This is a genomic window from Streptomyces sp. NPDC058691, assembly GCF_042714775.1.
Lineage (GTDB): Bacteria > Actinomycetota > Actinomycetes > Streptomycetales > Streptomycetaceae > Actinacidiphila.
In genome coordinates this window covers 72,356-89,507 of the sequence record NZ_JBHXSO010000038.1, presented here as the reverse complement: position 1 = coordinate 89,507, position 17,152 = coordinate 72,356, and the positions used below count along the sequence as shown (strand labels likewise).

Here is a 17,152-nt window from a genome sequence, read left to right as displayed (position 1 = left end):
GTCCCGGAGGAGATTCCGGGACCGAGCGCGGCCGCCGTCAGACGTCCCGCGACCCGTGGGGGTCAGGCACCGAGGGGGTGCATCCAGCCGTGCGGGTCGGGGGCCTGCCCGGTCTGGATGTCCAGCAGGGCCTTGCGCAGCTTCATCGTCACCTCGCCGGACTTCCCGTCCGCGACGCTCCAGCTCGCGCGGGTGGACTTCACGGAACCGACCGGCGTGATGACCGCGGCGGTGCCGCAGGCGAAGACCTCGGTCAGGGAACCGTCCGCGTTGCCGTTCTTCCAGTCGTCGACGGAGAGGCGGCCCTCGGTGACCTCGTAGCCGAGGTCCTCGGCGATGCGCAGGAGCGAGGCGCGGGTGATGCCGGGGAGCAGGGAGCCGGTCAGCTCGGGGGTGACGATCCTGTCCCCGTACACGAAGTACAGGTTCATGCCGCCCATCTCCTCGATCCAGCGGCGCTCGATCGCGTCCAGCCAGACGACCTGGTCGCAGCCGTGCTCGATGGCCTGCGCCTGGGCGACCAGGGACGCGGCGTAGTTGCCGCCGGCCTTGGCCGCGCCGGTGCCGCCGGGTGCGGCGCGCACGTACTCCTCGGAGAGCCAGACGGAGACCGGCTTGACGCCGCCGGTGAAGTAGGCGCCGGCCGGAGAGGCGATGACCATGAAGAGGTACTCGTTGGCGGGCCGCACGCCCAGGCCCACCTCGGTGGCGAACATGAAGGGCCGCAGGTAGAGCGACTGCTCGCCGGTGCTGGGCACCCACGCCCTGTCCTGGGTGACCAGGGCGTCGCAAGCGGCGATGAAGGTCTCGACCGGGAGCTCGGGCATGGCCAGGCGCCGGGCGGAGGCCTGGAAGCGCTCGGCGTTCGCCTCGGGGCGGAAGGTGGCGACCGAGCCGTCCGGCTGGCGGTAGGCCTTCAGGCCCTCGAAGATCGTCTGCGCGTAGTGCAGCGTCATGTTGGCCGGGTCGATGGACAGCGGCGCGTACGGCACGAGCTCCGCGTCGTGCCAGCCCCGGCCCTCGGTCCACCGGATCGTCACCATGTGGTCGGTGAAGTGGCGGCCGAACCCGGGGTTGCTGAGGATCGCCTCGCGCTGCGCGGCCGGCAGCGGGTGCGAGGAGGGCTTGAGCTCGATCGTGGGCGTCGTCATAGGTGATGTCCTTCGCGTCTGGTCAGGGCGGACCGCACCCGCCGTCCTCCAGGTGCCAGGACATCCGAGTTTCCCCTCGCACAGCGGCCCCACCGCCGATTATCGCAGCGGCGGGGCCGTGGACATACACGTGCGGCCCGAGAGGTCTGGGTCAGTCGTGATCGTGCGCTGACCGTCCGGGCCGACTGAGGTGGCTGACCCGGCGGTCAGCCGGCTACTCGCGCGGCGAGCGTGTCGCCGATCTCACTGGTGCCGCGCGTACCCGAGCGCTCCGCGAGGTCCGCGGCGACCGCGGTCTCGATGCGCTCGGCCTCGGCGTGGTAGCCCAGGTGCTGCAGCAGCAGGGCGACGGAGAGGACCGTCGCGGTCGGGTCGGCCTTGCCCTGGCCGGCGATGTCCGGTGCGGAGCCGTGCACCGGCTCGAACATCGACGGGAAGTCGCCGGCCGGGTTGATGTTCCCACTGGCGGCGAGGCCGATTCCGCCGGTCACGGCGGCGGCGAGGTCGGTGAGGATGTCACCGAAGAGGTTGTCGGTGACGATCACGTCGAAGCGCTCGGGCTGGGTGACGAAGAAGATCGTCGCCGCGTCCACGTGCAGGTAGTCGGTGGTGACCTCGGGGTACTCCTCGCCGACCTTGTCGAAGATGTTCTTCCACAGGTGGCCGGCGTGCACGAGGACGTTGTTCTTGTGCACCAGCGTCAGCTTCTTGCGCGGACGGGCCTGGGCGCGGGCGTAGGCGTCGCGGACCACCCGCTCGATGCCGAACGCGGTGTTGAGGCTGACCTCGGTGGCCACCTCGTGCGGCGTCCCGGTGCGCAGCGAGCCGCCGTTCCCGACGTACGGGCCCTCGGTGCCCTCACGGACCACGACGAAGTCGATCAGCGGGTCACCCGCCAGCGGTCCCTTGACGCCCGGGTAGAGCCTAGAGGGACGGAGGTTGACGTGGTGGTCGAAGGCGAACCGCAGCTTCAGCAGCAGCCCGCGCTCCAGCACGCCGGAGGGGACGGAGGGGTCGCCGACCGCGCCCAGCAGGATGGCGTCGTGGCCCTTGAGCTGTTCCAGCTCCGCGTCGGGCAGGGTCTCGCCCGTCTCGTGCCAGCGCTTGGCGCCGAGGAGGTACTCCTTGGTCTCCAGCTTCACGTCCTGCGGAAGGACGGCGGACAGGACCTTGAGGCCCTCGGCCACGACTTCCTGGCCGATGCCGTCACCTGGAATCACTGCGAGGCTGATGCTGCGAGACATGCCGGACACCTTACTCGACCGTCCACTGGATGACACATGCGGTCCGTATGGCGGACAGCATCGGGCACACCGACGCGGCGCGGCCGGCAAGGCGGCGCCGGCCGGGCCCCTGCGGCTTCCTCGCACCCGACAGTCACGAGGGAGACGCAAAGGACCCGGACGGCATCCGGCCCGTGTTACTGGGCGAAGGGCGGACAGAGGGCCGTCGAGACGGTGGAGTGGTCCCGTGCGCGCGGCACAGGCCACACGGGACGGCGGCCCCGGGGTAGGCGGCGAGGCGGGTGGTCTCCCCGCCCGCCGCGAGCGGCGCGCGAGTGGTTCACTTCACCATCGCGCATACGGCCAGGTAGGCGAGGCGGCGCAGGCGCCGGATGGGGCGGGGCACGATGGCGGTCATCGCTGCTCGTGTCCCGTCGAGCCGCCGTTGTCACGGCGATCGAGGGCGCGCTGCAGGGCTTCGGCGGCGTTCTTGCGGGCGGTCTCGTCCATGGTGAACAGCTCCCGGAATAAGAAGAGGAGGGTTGCGTCGCCATAGAACGGGGCGGGGAGCGGGCGCCGCAGGGGGTGACCTGCCTTGAGTGCGCGGCTCTCGTCCGCCGGTCGCTGGTGGAGCGAGACGTTCGGCTTCTACAAAGCTAGGACAGCACGGCTCGTCTGTCTCCACAATTACTCGGACTTCCTACTATCTGAGACGGCGAAGGCCCGGCACCCCCCGATCGGGGGATGCCGGGCCCTGCCCCTTGCGGGCTCTACCGGGCGGCCGGAGCTCAGCCCATGTGCGGGTAGCGGTAGTCGGTCGGCGGCACCAGGGCCTCCTTGATCGACCGGGTCGACGTCCAGCGCATCAGGTTCTGCGCGGCGCCCGCCTTGTCGTTGGTGCCGGAGGCGCGGCCGCCGCCGAAGGGCTGCTGGCCGACGACGGCGCCGGTGGACTTGTCGTTGATGTAGAAGTTCCCGGCCGCGAAGCGCAGCTTCGCCATGACGTCGGCCACGGCCGCACGGTCGCGGGCGACGACCGAGCCGGTCAGCGCGTAGGAGGCGACGGACTCCATCTGGGCGAGCATCGCCTCGAAGTTCTCGTCCTCGTAGACGTGCACGCCCAGGACCGGGCCGAAGTACTCCTCGCGGAAGATCTCGTTCTCCGGGTCGGCGGAGACCAGCACCGTGGGACGGACGAACCAGCCGACGCTGTCGTCATAGGTGCCGCCGGCGACGACCTCGACCGACGGGTCGGCCTTGGCGCGGTCGATGGCGGCCTTGTTCTTGGCGAAGGCGCGGTCGTCGATGACGGCGCCGATGAAGTTGGACAGGTCGGTGACGTCACCCATGGTGAGACCGTCGACCTCCGCCGCGAACTCCTCCTTGAAGCCGTTCTCCCAGAGCGAGCGCGGGATGTAGGCGCGGGAGCTGGCCGAGCACTTCTGGCCCTGGTACTCGAAGGAGCCGCGGGTCAGCGCGGTCTTCAGCACGGCCGGGTCGGCGGACGGGTGGGCGACGACGAAGTCCTTGCCGCCGGTCTCGCCGACGATCCGCGGGTAGCTGCGGTACTTCTCGATGTTGGCGCCGACCGTCTTCCACAGGTGCTGGAAGGTCCGGGTGGAGCCGGTGAAGTGGATGCCGGCCAGGTCCGGGTGCTCGAGGGCGACCTCGGAGACGGCGATGCCGTCACCGGTGACCAGGTTGATCACGCCCTTGGGCAGCCCGGCCTCCTCCAGCAGCTCCATCAGGAGCACGGCGGAGTGCGTCTGGGTCGGGGAGGGCTTCCACACCACGACGTTGCCCATGAGCGCGGGCGCGGTCGGCAGGTTGCCGGCGATGGCGGTGAAGTTGAACGGGGTGATCGCGTAGACGAAGCCCTCGAGCGGGCGGTGGTCCAGGCGGTTCCAGACGCCGGGCGAGTTGGCGATCGGCTGCTCGGCCAGGATCTGCCGGGCGAAGTGCACGTTGAAGCGCCAGAAGTCGACGAGCTCGCAGGGGCTGTCGATCTCGGCCTGCTGCGCGGTCTTGGACTGGCCGAGCATCGTGGAGGCGGCGATCGTCTCGCGCCAGGGGCCGGCCAGCAGGTCGGCGGCGCGCAGGATGATCGCGGCACGGTCGTCGAAGGACATCGCGCGCCAGGCCGGAGCGGCGGTCAGCGCGGCCTCGACCGCGTCGCGCGCGTCGTCCTGGGTGGCGTTGGCGTACGTGCCCAGGCGGGCGCCGTGGTTGTGCGGCTGCACGACGTCGAAGCGCTCGCCGCCGCCCATCCGCCGCACGCCGCCGATGGTCATGGGCAGCTCGACCGGGTTCCCGGCCAGCTCCTTCAGCTTCGCCTCCAGGCGGGCCCGCTCCGGGCTCCCCGGGGCGTAGGAGTGCACCGGCTCGTTCACCGGGGCGGGGACCTGGGTCACGGCGTCCATGGAAGACATCTCCTTGTGTCCTTGGGGGGTCGGGAAGTCAGCGGGTGGGGAGGAAGGACCGCAGGAAGAAGGCCAGGTTGGCCGGCCGCTCCGCGAGCCGGCGCATGAAGTACCCGTACCAGTCTGCGCCGTAGGGGACGTAAATGCGCATGCGCTCGCCGTCCTCCGCCAGCCGCCGCTGCTCGGCGGTGCGGATGCCGTAGAGCATCTGGAACTCGTAGGAGCCCTGCTTGCGGCCGGCCCGGTGGGCCAGCTCCTGGGCGATGGCGATCAGCCGCGGGTCGTGGGAACCGACCATCGGGTAACCGTCGCCCGCCATCAGGATCTTCAGGCAGCGCACGTAGGCCCGGTCGACCTCGGTCTTGTCCTGGAGGGCGACGGAGGCGGGCTCCTTGTAGGCGCCCTTGACCAGGCGGACCCGGGAGCCGGCGACGGCGAGGCGGCGGGCGTCCTCCTCGGTGCGGAAGAGGTAGGACTGCAGCACCGCGCCCGTGCCCGGGTGGCGCTCGCGCAGCTCGGCGAGGATCGCCAGGGTGGAGTCGACCGTGGTGTGGTCCTCCATGTCGAGCGTGACGGTGGTGCCGATCTCGCTCGCCAGCTCGGCGACCGGGCGGACGTTCTCCAGGGCGATGTCGTGACCACCGGCCGGCAGCGCCTGGCCGAAGGCGGAGAGCTTGACGGAGACCTCGGCGCGGGTGCCGGCGCCCTCCTGGCGCAGCGCCTCCAGCAGCCGCAGGTAGGCGTCCCGGGTCGCCAGGGCCGTCGCCTTGTCGGTGACGTCCTCGCCCAGGTGGTCGAGGGTGACCTCCAGGCCGGAGGAGGTCAGGGACCGTACGGTCTCCATGGCGGGCGCCAGCTCGTCACCCGCGATGAAGCGGTTGACCACCGGACGGGTGATCGGCGCGCCCGCGACGACGCGGCGCATACGGTCGCTGCGCGAGGCGGCGAGCAGTACGGGACCCAGCACGGTGTCCTCCTGGAGCAAGGGCCGCCCAGGGAGCAGGCAGCGTCGTCCGTGAAATCTAGGATCCGCCTACCCCGGTTGCCATCGACACCTGTCACGCGTCCGAACGGCGTCCCTCATACAGATGTATGAGGGAGAATGGCGGCGTGCGTGGTGACTACCAGGAGCTGGTCGACGAGGTGTCGGCGCTGCTCGGCGCCCCCGCCACCCTGGAGGACCGGGACTTCAGGCTGATCGCCTTCGGTGCGCACGACAGCGAGGACGACACGGTGATGGACCCGGTCCGCACCCGCTCCATCCTGACCCGGCGCTCCACGGCCGAGGTCCGCGCCTGGTTCGAGCGGTTCGGCATCGCCCGCGCCACCGGTCCCGTCCACATCCCCGCCGCGACCGACGCCGGGGTCTTCCGGCCCCGGCTCTGCCTGCCGGCCCGGCACGGCGGCGTCGTGCACGGCTACGTCTGGCTGCTGGACAGCGCGGGGCACACCGCCGCGCAACTGGCCGCCGCCATGGAGGTGGCCGCCCGGATCGGCGCGCTGCTGGCCGCCGAGTCCCGCGCGGGCGCCGACGCCGGCCGCGCCCTGGCCGCCCTGCTCACCGCCCGGCCCGGCCGCGGACGGGACGGCGCCCGCGAGGAGTTGCGGGCGGCGCTCGGCCCCGACGCGGACGAGGTGCACGCGCTGGTGTGTGTGCTGCCGTGGCGATCCGACGACGCAGCCGGCGCCGAGGCGCCGGGGCCACGGACCGTGCCGGGTGCGGCGGCCTTGTGCGTACTCCCTCCGGGCGACATCGAGGGCATCCCGCTGCCCGCTCTCGCGGCGCTCGTACGGCTGAGGTCGGCATCGGTCACCGCCCCCGCCGTGAGCGCCGCCGGCCGGCTGCTGGAGGGCAACGGCGCGAAGCCGGCGGCCCCGGCCGCACGGGCCGGGGTCAGCGCGCCCCGCCACGGGCTGGACGCGCTGCCCGGCGCCTGGCACGAAGCCGTGGCGGCGGCCCGGGCGGCCCGGGCCCAGCCACGACTCGGCCCGGTCGCCGAATGGGGCGCGATCGGCCCGTACCGAACGCTCGCCACGCTGCCGGCCGGCGCGGTCGACCCGGCCGTGCGGCCGCTGCTGGAAGCCGCGCACGCCGAACTCGCGCGCACCGCGGAGGTGTTCCTCGACTGCGCGGGCCAGGCCGGGCGCGCCGCCGGTGAGCTGCGGATCCACCGGCAGACCCTGTACTACCGGCTGTCGCGCATCGAGGGGCTCACCGGGCTCGACCTGGACGACGGCGAGGACCGCCTGCTGCTCCACATGGCCCTCAAAGCGGCACGCCTCGGCGACTGACCGGACTGTTGCCGACCGAAGGGGGCACAAGTAACGTGGCGCGGGGCCTGGGCCCAGGGGGCTTGATCAACGCAGGGTGGACGCGGGCGGAGCCCCGCGCCCGGCGCGGCGGACGGCGGGACAAGGGGATCGGGAACCGGTGACTCATTCCACGGAGGCGTTCGGTCGCGAGCGCACGGCCCTGCCGGGCACGTCCGCGAAGGGCTCCGCCGGCCGGTACCGGCCGGACCGCCGGCTGGTGCTGTCCCTCGTCCTCCTGGCGCTGTCGCTCGCCGCCTTCGCCGCCCTGTGCCTGTCGATGCCCGTGCCGATGGCCGACATGCAGGTCTACCGGGCCGAGGGCGCGGCCGTCGTGCACGGCACGGACCTGTACGGCTTCACGGTCACGGAGTGGAACCTGCCGGCGACCTACCCGCCCTTCGCCGCCATGCTCTTCGTCCCGGCGACCTGGCTGCCGGTCCCGCTGCTCAAGCTCGTCTTCATGGCCGGCAACCTGGCGCTGCTCGGCCTGCTCGCCCACCTGTCGTGCCGGTCCGCCGGCTGGCCCCGGGCGCGCGGTTCGCGCTGGACCGTGGTGGTGCTGGCGATGGCCCTCGGGCTGTGGCTGGAGCCGGTGTTCCAGACCATGCTGTACGGCCAGATCAACCTGCTGCTCGCGGTCCTGGTGCTGTGGGACCTCAGCCGACCGGACGGCGCCCGGGGCAAGGGCGTCGCCATCGGCATCGCGGCCGGTATCAAGCTCACCCCGGCGATCTTCGCCGTCTACCTGCTGCTGACCGGCCGCCGCAAAGAGGCCGCCGTGGCGGGGGCGAGCTTCGCGGGCACGGCGCTGCTGGGCGCGCTGGCGCTCCCCGGCGCGACCGTCGACTACTGGACCCGCTGCATCTTCGACACCAGCCGGATCGGCAAGGTCTGGATCGTGGACAACCAGTCGTTGCAGGGGCTGGTGGCCCGCGCCCTGCACACCGCGCACCCGGGGATGATCTGGGCGGCGACGGCGTTCGCCGTGGCCTGCGCGGGGATGGCGCTGTCGGTGTGGCTGGGGCGGCTGGGCCGCGAGGCCTGGGGCGTGGTGTGCTGCGCGGTGACGGCCCTGCTGATCACGCCGATCAGCTGGTCGCACCACTGGGTGTGGTGCGTGCCGCTGCTGATCCTGCTGGCCGCGGACGCGCCGCGCTGGGTGCTGCGGACGACCGCCGTGGTGTTCCTCGCCCGCAGCCTGTGGCTCGTACCGAAGGACGGCGACCTCGACCTGCACCTGGCGTGGTGGCTGCAGCCGTTCGCGTCCCCGTACCCGGTGCTGGGGCTGCTGTTCCTGGCGGCGGTGGCCGTCCGCTTCCGGCCCTTCTCCCCCGCCATGGCGGCCATGACGCAGCAGGGGCGGCCGTCCCGGATCACCCGGGTCGGCCGCCCCCAGCGGAGCGAAGCCGGGATCAGTTCTCGAGATTGACCGCGCGGGCCGAGGTGGCGCCGATCTCCGCGGCGATGTCGGCCAGCACCGGCGCCGGGATGGCGGTGTCGACCGTCAGCGCCACCAGGGCCTCGCCGCCGGCCTCGTGACGGGCCACCTGCATGCCGGCGATGTTGACGCCGGCGTCGCCCAGGACCCGACCGATGGTGCCGACGACACCGGGCCGGTCGGTGTAGCGGAGGAAGGCCATGTGGTCGGCGAGGACCAGGTCCACGTCGTCGTCGCCGACGGCCACGACCTTCTGGATGTGCTTGGGGCCGGCCAGCGTGCCCGACACCGCGACCTCGCTGCCGTCGGACAGGGTGCCGCGGACCGTGACCAGGTTGCGGTGGTCGGGGGACTCGCTGCTGGTCGTCAGGCGCACCTCGACACCGCGCTCCTGCGCGAAGAGCGGGGCGTTGACGTAGGACACCGTCTCGTCGACGACGTCCTCGAAGACGCCCTTGAGGGCGGACAGCTCCAGCACCTTCACGTCGTGCTGGGTGATCTCGCCGCGTACCTCGACGTCCAGACGCACCGCGACCTCGCCGGCGAGCGCGGTGAAGATGCGGCCCAGCTTCTCGGCGAGCGGCAGGCCCGGGCGCACGTCCTCGGCGATGACGCCGCCCTGGACGTTGACCGCGTCAGGCACGAGCTCGCCGGCGAGGGCGAGGCGCACCGAGCGGGCGACGGAGATGCCCGCCTTCTCCTGGGCCTCGTCGGTCGAGGCGCCCAGGTGCGGGGTGGCCACCACGTTGTCGAACTGGAAGAGCGGCGAGTCGGTGCACGGCTCCTTGGCGTACACATCAAGGCCCGCGCCGCCGACCCGGCCCTCCTTGAGCGCCGCGAACAGCGCCTCCTCGTCCACGATCCCGCCGCGCGCGGCGTTGACGATGCGGACGTGCGGCTTGACCTTGCGCAGCGCCTCGTCGCCGATCAGGCCGACCGTCTCGGGGGTCTTGGGCAGGTGCACCGTGATGAAGTCGGAGACCTCCAGCAGCTCGTCGAGGCTGAGGATCTTCACGCCCATCTGGGCGGCGCGCGCCGGCTGGATGTAGGGGTCGTAGGCGACGATCTTCATGCCGAAGGCCGACATGCGCTGCGCGACCAGCGCGCCGATCCGGCCGAGGCCCACGACGCCGAGGGTCTTCTCGGCAAGCTCCACGCCGGTGTACTTGTTGCGCTTCCACTCGCCCTGCTTGAGCGCGGCGTTGGCCGGGGCGATGTTGCGCGCGACGGAGATGAGCAGACCGCAGGCGAGCTCGGCGGCGGTGACGATGTTGGAGGTGGGCGCGTTGACGACCATGACGCCGGCCTTGGTGGCGGCGGAGACGTCGACATTGTCCAGGCCGACGCCCGCGCGGGCCACGACCTTGAGCTTGGAGGCGGCGGCGACGGCCTCGGCGTCCACCTTCGTGGCACTACGGATCAGGATGGCGTCGGCGTCGGCGATCGCGCTCAACAGCTCGGCTCGGTCCGCGCCGTTGCAGTGCCGGATCTCGAAATCCGGCCCCAGGGCCTCGACGGTGGCGGGCGACAGCTCTTCAGCGATGAGTACGACGGGGTTGCTCACGTGAGTCCTCACTAGTCCCTGGAGGCGCCCCCATGTCCGCCAGGGCCACGGGGGACTACGACGGCCGCGTCCCGACGGCCGAAGGCGGTGGAAGGGAATGGCATGCCGCGTGGTAGACGCACGACGCTGTGAGCCTGACGCGCTTGTTAAGGGAGTGTATCGGCGAAGGGCGCCGCATCCTGCGCCATCGCGGAAGGATCACCCGCACGAGGGTGTACGACGTGGCCAAAGCGGACGGTCCCGGGGGCGCGGAGCCTCCGGGACCGTACAAACCGCGGGAGGCATTACGCCTCTTCGTCCACCCAGCTCATCAGCTTGCGCAGCTTCTTGCCGGTGGTCTCCAGCAGGTGGTTCTCGTCGGCCTTCTTGTACTCGTTGTACTTCGGCAGGCCGGCGTTGTACTCGGCGATCCAGTTGTTGGCGAAGGAGCCGTCCTGGATCTCGCCGAGGATCTTCTTCATCTCGGCCTTGGTGGCGTCGGTGATGATGCGGGGGCCGGTGATGTAGTCGCCCCACTCGGCGGTCTCGGAGATGGACCAGCGCATCTTCTCCAGGCCGCCCTCGTACATGAGGTCCACGATGAGCTTGAGCTCGTGCAGGCACTCGAAGTACGCGATCTCCGGCTGGTAGCCGGCCTCGGTCAGGGTCTCGAAGCCCGCCTTGACCAGGGCGGTGGTACCGCCGCAGAGCACCGCCTGCTCGCCGAACAGGTCGGTCTCGGTCTCCTCGGTGAAGGTCGTCTTGATGACGCCCGCTCGGGTGCCGCCGATCGCCTTGGCGTAGGACAGCGTGAGCGCGAAGCCGTTGCCGGTCGCGTCCTGCTCGACGGCCGCGATACAGGGAACGCCGCGGCCCTCCTCGTACTGACGGCGCACCAGGTGGCCCGGCCCCTTGGGGGCGACCATGCACACGTCGACACCGGCCGGCGGCTTGATGAAGCCGTAGCGGATGTTGAGGCCGTGGCCGAAGAACAGCGCGTCGCCGTCCTTCAGGTTGTCCTTGATGGACTCCTCGTACACCTTGGCCTGGATGGGGTCCGGGACCAGGATCATGATGACGTCGGCCTCGGCCGCGGCCTCGGCCGGGGTGACCACACGCAGGCCCTGCTCCTCGGCCTTGGCCTTCGACTTCGAGCCCTCGTGCAGACCGACGCGCACGTCGACGCCCGAGTCACGCAGGGACAGCGCGTGGGCGTGGCCCTGGCTTCCGTAGCCGATGACCGCGACCTTGCGGCCCTGGATGACGGACAGGTCAGCGTCATTGTCGTAGAACAGCTCGGCCACTTCGGGTCTCTCCTTGGGATCTCGCTGGTTGCCCACACATTACGTCCGTGGGCGGAGAACTAGTCTTGCGGTCTCGCTATGCGGTCCGGTCGAGGGCACGCAGGGAGCGGTCGGTGATCGAGCGGGCGCCGCGGCCGATCGCGATCGTGCCGGACTGCACGAGCTCCTTGATGCCGAAGGGCTCCAGCATCTTGAGCATGGCCTCCAGCTTGTCGGCGCCGCCGGTGGCCTCGATCGTGACGGCTTCCGGGGAGACGTCGACGGTCTTGGCCCGGAACAGCTGCACGATCTCGACGATCTGGGAGCGCGACTCGTTGTCGGCGCGCACCTTCACCAGGACGAGTTCGCGCTGGACGGCCGCGGCGGGCTCCAGCTCGACGATCTTCAGCACGTTGACCAGCTTGTTGAGCTGCTTGGTGACCTGCTCCAGCGGGAGGTCCTCGATCACGTTCACCACGATGGTGATACGGGAGATGTCGGCGTGCTCGGTGGTGCCGACGGCGAGGGAGTCGATGTTGAAGCCGCGGCGGGAGAAAAGGGCGGTGATCCGGGCGAGGACACCGGGCTTGTTCTCCACCAGGACGGAGAGCGTGTGCTTGGACATGTCGCGTCGTTCCTCTGCGTTCTCTCTCGGTCTTCTCTCGGTCCTCAGTCGTCCGCCGCGTCGGCGAAGTCCGGACGGACGTCGCGGGCGGCCATGATCTCGTCGTTGGAGGTGCCGGCGGCGACCATCGGCCACACCATGGCGTCCTCGTGGACGATGAAGTCGACGACCACGGGGCGGTCGTTGATGGCGTTGGCCTTCTCGATGACCTCGTCGAGATCGGCCGGGTCCTCGCAGCGCAGGCCCACGCAGCCCATGGCCTCGGCGAGCTTCACGAAGTCCGGGACGCGGGTGCCGCCCCGCGGGCTCTCGCTCGCCCCCGTGTGGGAGCCGCTACCGGCGTTGGTCTCCCCGCCGTGCAGGACGGTGTTGGAGTAGCGCTCGCTGTAGAAGAGCGACTGCCACTGGCGGACCATGCCGAGGGCGCCGTTGTTGATGATGGCGACCTTGATGGGGATGTTGTTCAGCGCGCAGGTGACCAGTTCCTGATTGGTCATCTGGAAGCAGCCGTCGCCGTCGATCGCCCACACGGTGGAGCCGGGCATGCCCGCCTTGGCGCCCATCGCGGCGGGCACGGCGTAGCCCATGGTCCCGGCGCCGCCGGAGTTGAACCAGGTGTTGGGGCGCTCGAAGGAGATGAACTGCGAGGACCACATCTGGTGCTGGCCGACGCCGGCGGCGAAGAGGGTGCCCTCCGGGGCCAGCTCGCCGATGCGCTGGATGACCTGCTGCGGGGACAGGCTGCCGTCGGCGGGCAGGTCGTAGCCGAGCGGGTAGGTGTCGCGCAGGCCGTTGAGCAGCTTCCACCACTCGGTGTAGTCGCCGCGGTGATCGGCGTCGTGTTCGGCCTGGACGGCGACGATCAGGTCGGCCAGGACCTCGCGGGCGTCACCGACGATCGGCACGTCGGCGACCCGGTTCTTGGAGATCTCGGCCGGGTCGATGTCGGCGTGGACGATCTTGGCGTACGGGGCGAAGGAGTCCAGTTTGCCGGTGACACGGTCGTCGAAGCGGGCACCGAGGGCGATGATCAGATCGGCCTTCTGCAGCGCGGCCACGGCGGAGACCGAGCCGTGCATGCCGGGCATGCCGACGTGCTGGGCATGGCTGTCGGGGAAGGCACCGAGTGCCATCAGCGTGGTGGTGACCGGGGCGCCGGTCAGCTCGGCCAGGATGCGCAGCTCGGCCGTGGCGCGGGCCTTGAGGACGCCGCCGCCGACGTACAGCACCGGGCGCTTGGCCTCGTTGATCAGCCGGGCGGCCTCGCGGATCTGCTTGGCGTGCGGCTTGGTCACCGGGCGGTAGCCGGGCAGGTCGGTGACCGGCGGCCAGGAGAAGGTGGTCTGCGCCTGCAGGGCGTCCTTGGCGATGTCGACCAGGACCGGTCCGGGGCGGCCGGTGGAGGCGATGTGGAAGGCCTCGGCGATGGTCCGCGGGATCTCGGCGGCATCGGTGACCAGGAAGTTGTGCTTGGTGATCGGCATGGTGATGCCGCAGATGTCCGCCTCCTGGAAGGCGTCGGTGCCGATCGCCTTGGAGGCGACCTGACCGGTGATCGCGACCATGGCGACGGAGTCCATGTGCGCGTCGGCGATCGGGGTGACCAGGTTGGTGGCACCGGGACCGGAGGTGGCCATGCAGACGCCGACCTTGCCGGTGGCCTGCGCGTAGCCGGTGGCGGCGTGGCCGGCGCCCTGCTCGTGACGGACCAGGACGTGGCGCACCTTGGTCGAGTCCATCAGCGGGTCGTACGCCGGAAGGATCGCGCCACCCGGGATACCGAACACCGTGTCGGCGCCGACCGCCTCCAGCGAGCGGATGAGGGACTGGGCGCCCGTGACGCGCTCGGCGGTGGCGGGCTGCGGCGCGGCGCCGCGGGCCCGCGGCTGCGGGTGGTGGGCCCCGGTGGCCTGCTCGGTCATCTGCTTCTCATCTCTCAGAAGTTTGAGGGTGGAGAGGGTGGTATGTCTGAATCCCAGGCAACAAAAAACCCCCCGTGCCCAGAGGCAAGCGAGGGGAGCGCGTCGGTGCGTCCACGAGGCGGGAAGTGGCCTCGGGTCAGCCGACGCGCTTTCCAAGTACGAGAATTCGGGTGCGCATGGCACTGACCTTCCTCCTCGGGCCTGCGGGGTGTCAAGCGGGTGGGACGGGCGTCTCAGCATTCGAGAGAATCTCGTCCGTGGTGCGTGTGCCGTGCGCGGGGGTCCTGCCGCCGGTCAGGAGCGCCTCGTCACCCGGGACGGGATATCCGCCACGGGTCAGCGAGGAGCGCAGCCGGTTCTCGTCCAGGGGTCCAGAGAATGCCATGCCCTGCCCGTGCGTGCACCGCATCTCACGCAACGCGAGGACCTGCTCGGGGCGGTCCACCCCCTCGGCCACCGAACGGATGCCCAGGTCCTCGGCGATGCCCAGCAGACCCGCCGTGATCTTGCGCAGCCGGGCGGACTCCACGACTCCCTCGGTCAGTCCCCGGTCCAGCTTGAGGACGTCCAGCGGCAGCCGCCGCAGGGCGTTCATCGGCGCGTAGCCGGTGCCGAAGCCCTCCAGGGCGATCCGCACGCCCAGACGGCGCAGCGCGGTCAGCCGGCGCTCCAGTTCGTCGAAGGAGATGCGCGGGTCCTGGTCGGCGAGCTGCAGCACCAGGGCGCCCGGCGGCAGCTCGTGCTGGTGGAGCAGCGCCTCGATGTCCTTGGTGGGCAGCTCACGGTGCATCAGCCGGCGGGTGGAGAGCCGGACGGCGACGGGGACCGGGCAGCCCGCCGTGTGCCGCAGTGCGGCCTGGCGCACGGCCTCCTCCAGCAGCCAGCGGGCCAGCTGGGACGTGCGGTCGGTGTCCTCGGCGACCCGGAGGAACTCCGCGGGGGTGAAGAGGATGCCCTGGGCGGAGCGCCAGCGGGCCTGCGCCTCGACGGCGGTGATCTCTCCGCTGCGCAGGTCGACCACCGGCTGATGGAGGAGCGCGAACTCGCCGTCGCGCAGAGCCGAGCGCAGGCGTCCCGCCAGCTCGGCGCGGCGCACGACCTCGGCCTGCATCGCGGGCGCGTACATCTCCACCCGGCCCTTGCCCGCCTGCTTGGCCCGGTACATCGCCAGGTCGGCGTTGCGCAGCAGCTCGCCGGGGCTGACACCGGCGTCGGCGAAGGCGACACCGATGCTGGCGGCCACCCGCACCTCCGACCCGTCCACGCGGTACGGCTCGGAGAGCGCGGCCCGCAGCCGGTCGGCGACCTCGTGCACCTGGTACTCGCGCAGATGCCGGTCGGCGCTGGTGCCGCAGATGAGGGCGGCGAACTCGTCGCCGCCGAGGCGGGCCGCGGTGTCACCGGCCCGCACCGACTCCTGGAGCCGGCGGGCGGCCTGGACGAGCAGTTCGTCGCCGGCCTGGTGGCCCACCGTGTCGTTGACCGCCTTGAAGCCGTCGAGGTCGATGAAGAGCACCGCCGTGGTGCCCGGCTCGCCGTCGCCCGCGCGGCGGCCCCCGAGGGCCTGCCGGACGCGCTCGGTGAACAGGGCGCGGTTGGGCAGGTCGGTGAGCGGGTCGTGCGAGGCGTTGTGCTGCAACTGCGCCTGGAGCCGGACGCGCTCGGTGACGTCGCGGCTGTTGAAGATCAGGCCGCCCTGGTAGCGGTTGACGCTGGACTCGACGTTGAGCCAGCTGCCGTCGCCGTGGTGGATGCGGCACTCGATGCGGGTCGCGGGCTCCTGGGCGGGATGCGCGGCCAGGAAGCGGCGCACCTCGTGCAGTACACGCCCGAGGTCGTCGGGATGGATGTGGGAGGCGAACTCGGTGCCGACCATCTCCTCCGCCTCCCGCCCGTACACACCGGTGGCGGCGGGGCTGACGTAGCGCAGGACGCCGGTGGGCGAGGCGATCATGATGACGTCGCTGGAACCCTGCACCAGGGAGCGGAAGTGGTTCTCCTTCTGGGCGAGCTCCTGGGCGAGGGAGATGTTGTCCAGCAGCATGATGCCCTGGCGCACCACCAGGGCGAGGACCACGGTGCAGCCGGCGAAGAGCACCACGCGGTCGATCTTCCGGCCGTCGATGGCGTTGTAGAGGATGCCCAGCACGCAGACCGCGGCGGCGAGATACGGCGTGAGCGCGGCCAGGGAGCCGCTCGCGCGGCGCGGCTGGGGCGCGGGGCGCCGCTCGAAGGTCTTCTCCCGGCTGCCCACCCAGGGCGCGTACGCCAGCAGCATGCTGCCCGCGAACCAGCCCGCGTCGAGGATCTGGCCGGAGCGGTAGTGCTCGCGCAGCAGGGGCGAGGTGAACAGGGCGTCGCACAGCACGGTCAGGGCGAGCGAGGCGATGGCGGTGTTGACCGCCGCGCGGTTGGCCGAGGAGCGCCGGAAGTGCAGCGCCAGCACCATGCTGACCAGCAGGATGTCGAGCAGCGGATACGCCAGGGACAGGGCGATGCGCGCGGTGCTCCGCCCGTCCCACAGCGCGGCCTGGGCGAGCGCCAGCGTCCAGGACAGGGTGAGCAGCGAGCCGGCGATGAGCCAGGCGTCCAGCCCCAGGCAGACCCAGCCGGCCCGGGTGACCGGGCGCTTGGCGAGCACGAGCAGGCCGATGATCGCGGGCGGGGCGAAGAGCAGGAAGCAGAAGTCGGCGAGCGAGGTGCGCGGCACCTCCTCGCGCAGCACGACCTCGTACCAGCCCCAGATGCCGTTGCCGAGCGCGACCATGGCGGACGAGACGGCGAACAGCACCCAGGCGGGACGCTGCCGCCGGGCCACGGTGCGGATGTACGCCAGGCAGGACAGGGTGGCCGCCAGGGCCGCGGCGGAGAGCCCGAAGTCCCCCATCACCACGGCCAGCTCCGGGGAACCCCACCCGAGAGCGGCACCGGTCGCGTAACCGCCGCAGAGCACGGCCACGACGAGCTGCGGCAGGAGCGCCGCCCGGCCCTCCGGGACCGGGGCCCCCGCGAGAACCGCCCCTTGGGCACTCACGGCGTCGTCCCGGAATGCCGTGAGCGCTCCCGGCGTGGTGTGCCGTGGTCCCGCTTCCGGTGCTCTCTCCATTGGCCGCACATCGCCCGTCGCCCCCCATCAAGTCCTGAGCCGTCCCACGCCCGTTCGCGGCATTCCACGCCACGCCGGTCGCGTTCCCCCAATCCGGGACGATACACCAGAGCGGTCACTCAGGGACA

The 17,152-nt window shown here is 71.3% G+C and carries 11 protein-coding genes; 2 read left to right on the top strand and 9 right to left on the bottom strand.

The features are described from left to right. Nucleotides 1-62: 62 nt before the first annotated feature. The 4 genes from ACFWVC_RS25455 to ACFWVC_RS25440 form a co-directional block, all read right to left on the bottom strand. Nucleotides 63-1,151, bottom strand: coding sequence for a branched-chain amino acid aminotransferase (locus ACFWVC_RS25455; protein ID WP_384290496.1), 1,089 nt, complete (start codon nt 1,149-1,151; stop codon nt 63-65). A gap of 206 nt (nt 1,152-1,357) precedes the next feature. Next, nucleotides 1,358-2,395 carry a 3-isopropylmalate dehydrogenase gene (locus ACFWVC_RS25450; RefSeq protein WP_384290494.1) on the bottom strand — a complete coding sequence of 346 codons (1,038 nt, stop codon included), beginning with the start codon at nt 2,393-2,395 and terminating at the stop codon, nt 1,358-1,360. Nucleotides 2,396-3,162: 767 nt separating this feature from the next. Further along, nucleotides 3,163-4,794 carry an L-glutamate gamma-semialdehyde dehydrogenase gene (pruA, locus tag ACFWVC_RS25445; protein ID WP_384290491.1) on the bottom strand — a complete coding sequence of 544 codons (1,632 nt, stop codon included), beginning with the start codon at nt 4,792-4,794 and terminating at the stop codon, nt 3,163-3,165. Nucleotides 4,795-4,831: 37 nt separating this feature from the next. After that, nucleotides 4,832-5,761 (bottom strand): proline dehydrogenase family protein, encoded by a 930-nt coding sequence (locus tag ACFWVC_RS25440; protein WP_384290489.1) that lies wholly within the window; start codon nt 5,759-5,761, stop codon nt 4,832-4,834. Between the two features lie 143 nt (nt 5,762-5,904). On the opposite strand from ACFWVC_RS25440, the gene ACFWVC_RS25435 reads away from it, so the two are divergent. Then, nucleotides 5,905-7,086, top strand: coding sequence for a PucR family transcriptional regulator (locus ACFWVC_RS25435; RefSeq protein WP_384290486.1), 1,182 nt, complete (start codon nt 5,905-5,907; stop codon nt 7,084-7,086). Between the two features lie 139 nt (nt 7,087-7,225). Next, nucleotides 7,226-8,536 (top strand): glycosyltransferase 87 family protein, encoded by a 1,311-nt coding sequence (locus ACFWVC_RS25430; RefSeq protein ID WP_384290485.1) that lies wholly within the window; start codon nt 7,226-7,228, stop codon nt 8,534-8,536. Here the strand turns inward: ACFWVC_RS25430 and serA are convergent. The 5 genes from serA to ACFWVC_RS25405 all read right to left on the bottom strand — a co-directional run bounded on the left by serA (nt 8,520) and on the right by ACFWVC_RS25405 (nt 16,952). Then, nucleotides 8,520-10,109 (bottom strand): phosphoglycerate dehydrogenase, encoded by a 1,590-nt coding sequence (serA, locus tag ACFWVC_RS25425; protein WP_384290483.1) that lies wholly within the window; start codon nt 10,107-10,109, stop codon nt 8,520-8,522. The two genes, ACFWVC_RS25430 and serA, sit on opposite strands and share 17 nt — an antisense overlap. A gap of 284 nt (nt 10,110-10,393) precedes the next feature. Then, the gene (gene ilvC / locus ACFWVC_RS25420) at nt 10,394-11,392 is read right to left on the bottom strand and encodes a ketol-acid reductoisomerase (protein ID WP_384290480.1); all 999 of its coding nucleotides are present in this window, start codon (nt 11,390-11,392) and stop codon (nt 10,394-10,396) included. A 76-nt stretch (nt 11,393-11,468) separates the two neighbouring features. Beyond that, nucleotides 11,469-11,996 carry an acetolactate synthase small subunit gene (ilvN, locus tag ACFWVC_RS25415; RefSeq protein WP_384290477.1) on the bottom strand — a complete coding sequence of 176 codons (528 nt, stop codon included), beginning with the start codon at nt 11,994-11,996 and terminating at the stop codon, nt 11,469-11,471. A gap of 44 nt (nt 11,997-12,040) precedes the next feature. Continuing rightward, complete coding sequence (locus ACFWVC_RS25410; protein WP_384290474.1) at nt 12,041-13,918, bottom strand: acetolactate synthase large subunit; 1,878 nt, start codon at nt 13,916-13,918, stop codon at nt 12,041-12,043. 211 nt (nt 13,919-14,129) lie between these two features. After that, on the bottom strand, nt 14,130-16,952 hold the full coding sequence (locus ACFWVC_RS25405) for a putative bifunctional diguanylate cyclase/phosphodiesterase (RefSeq protein ID WP_384290470.1): 2,823 nt from the start codon (nt 16,950-16,952) through the stop codon (nt 14,130-14,132). Between the last annotated feature and the right edge of the window lie 200 nt (nt 16,953-17,152).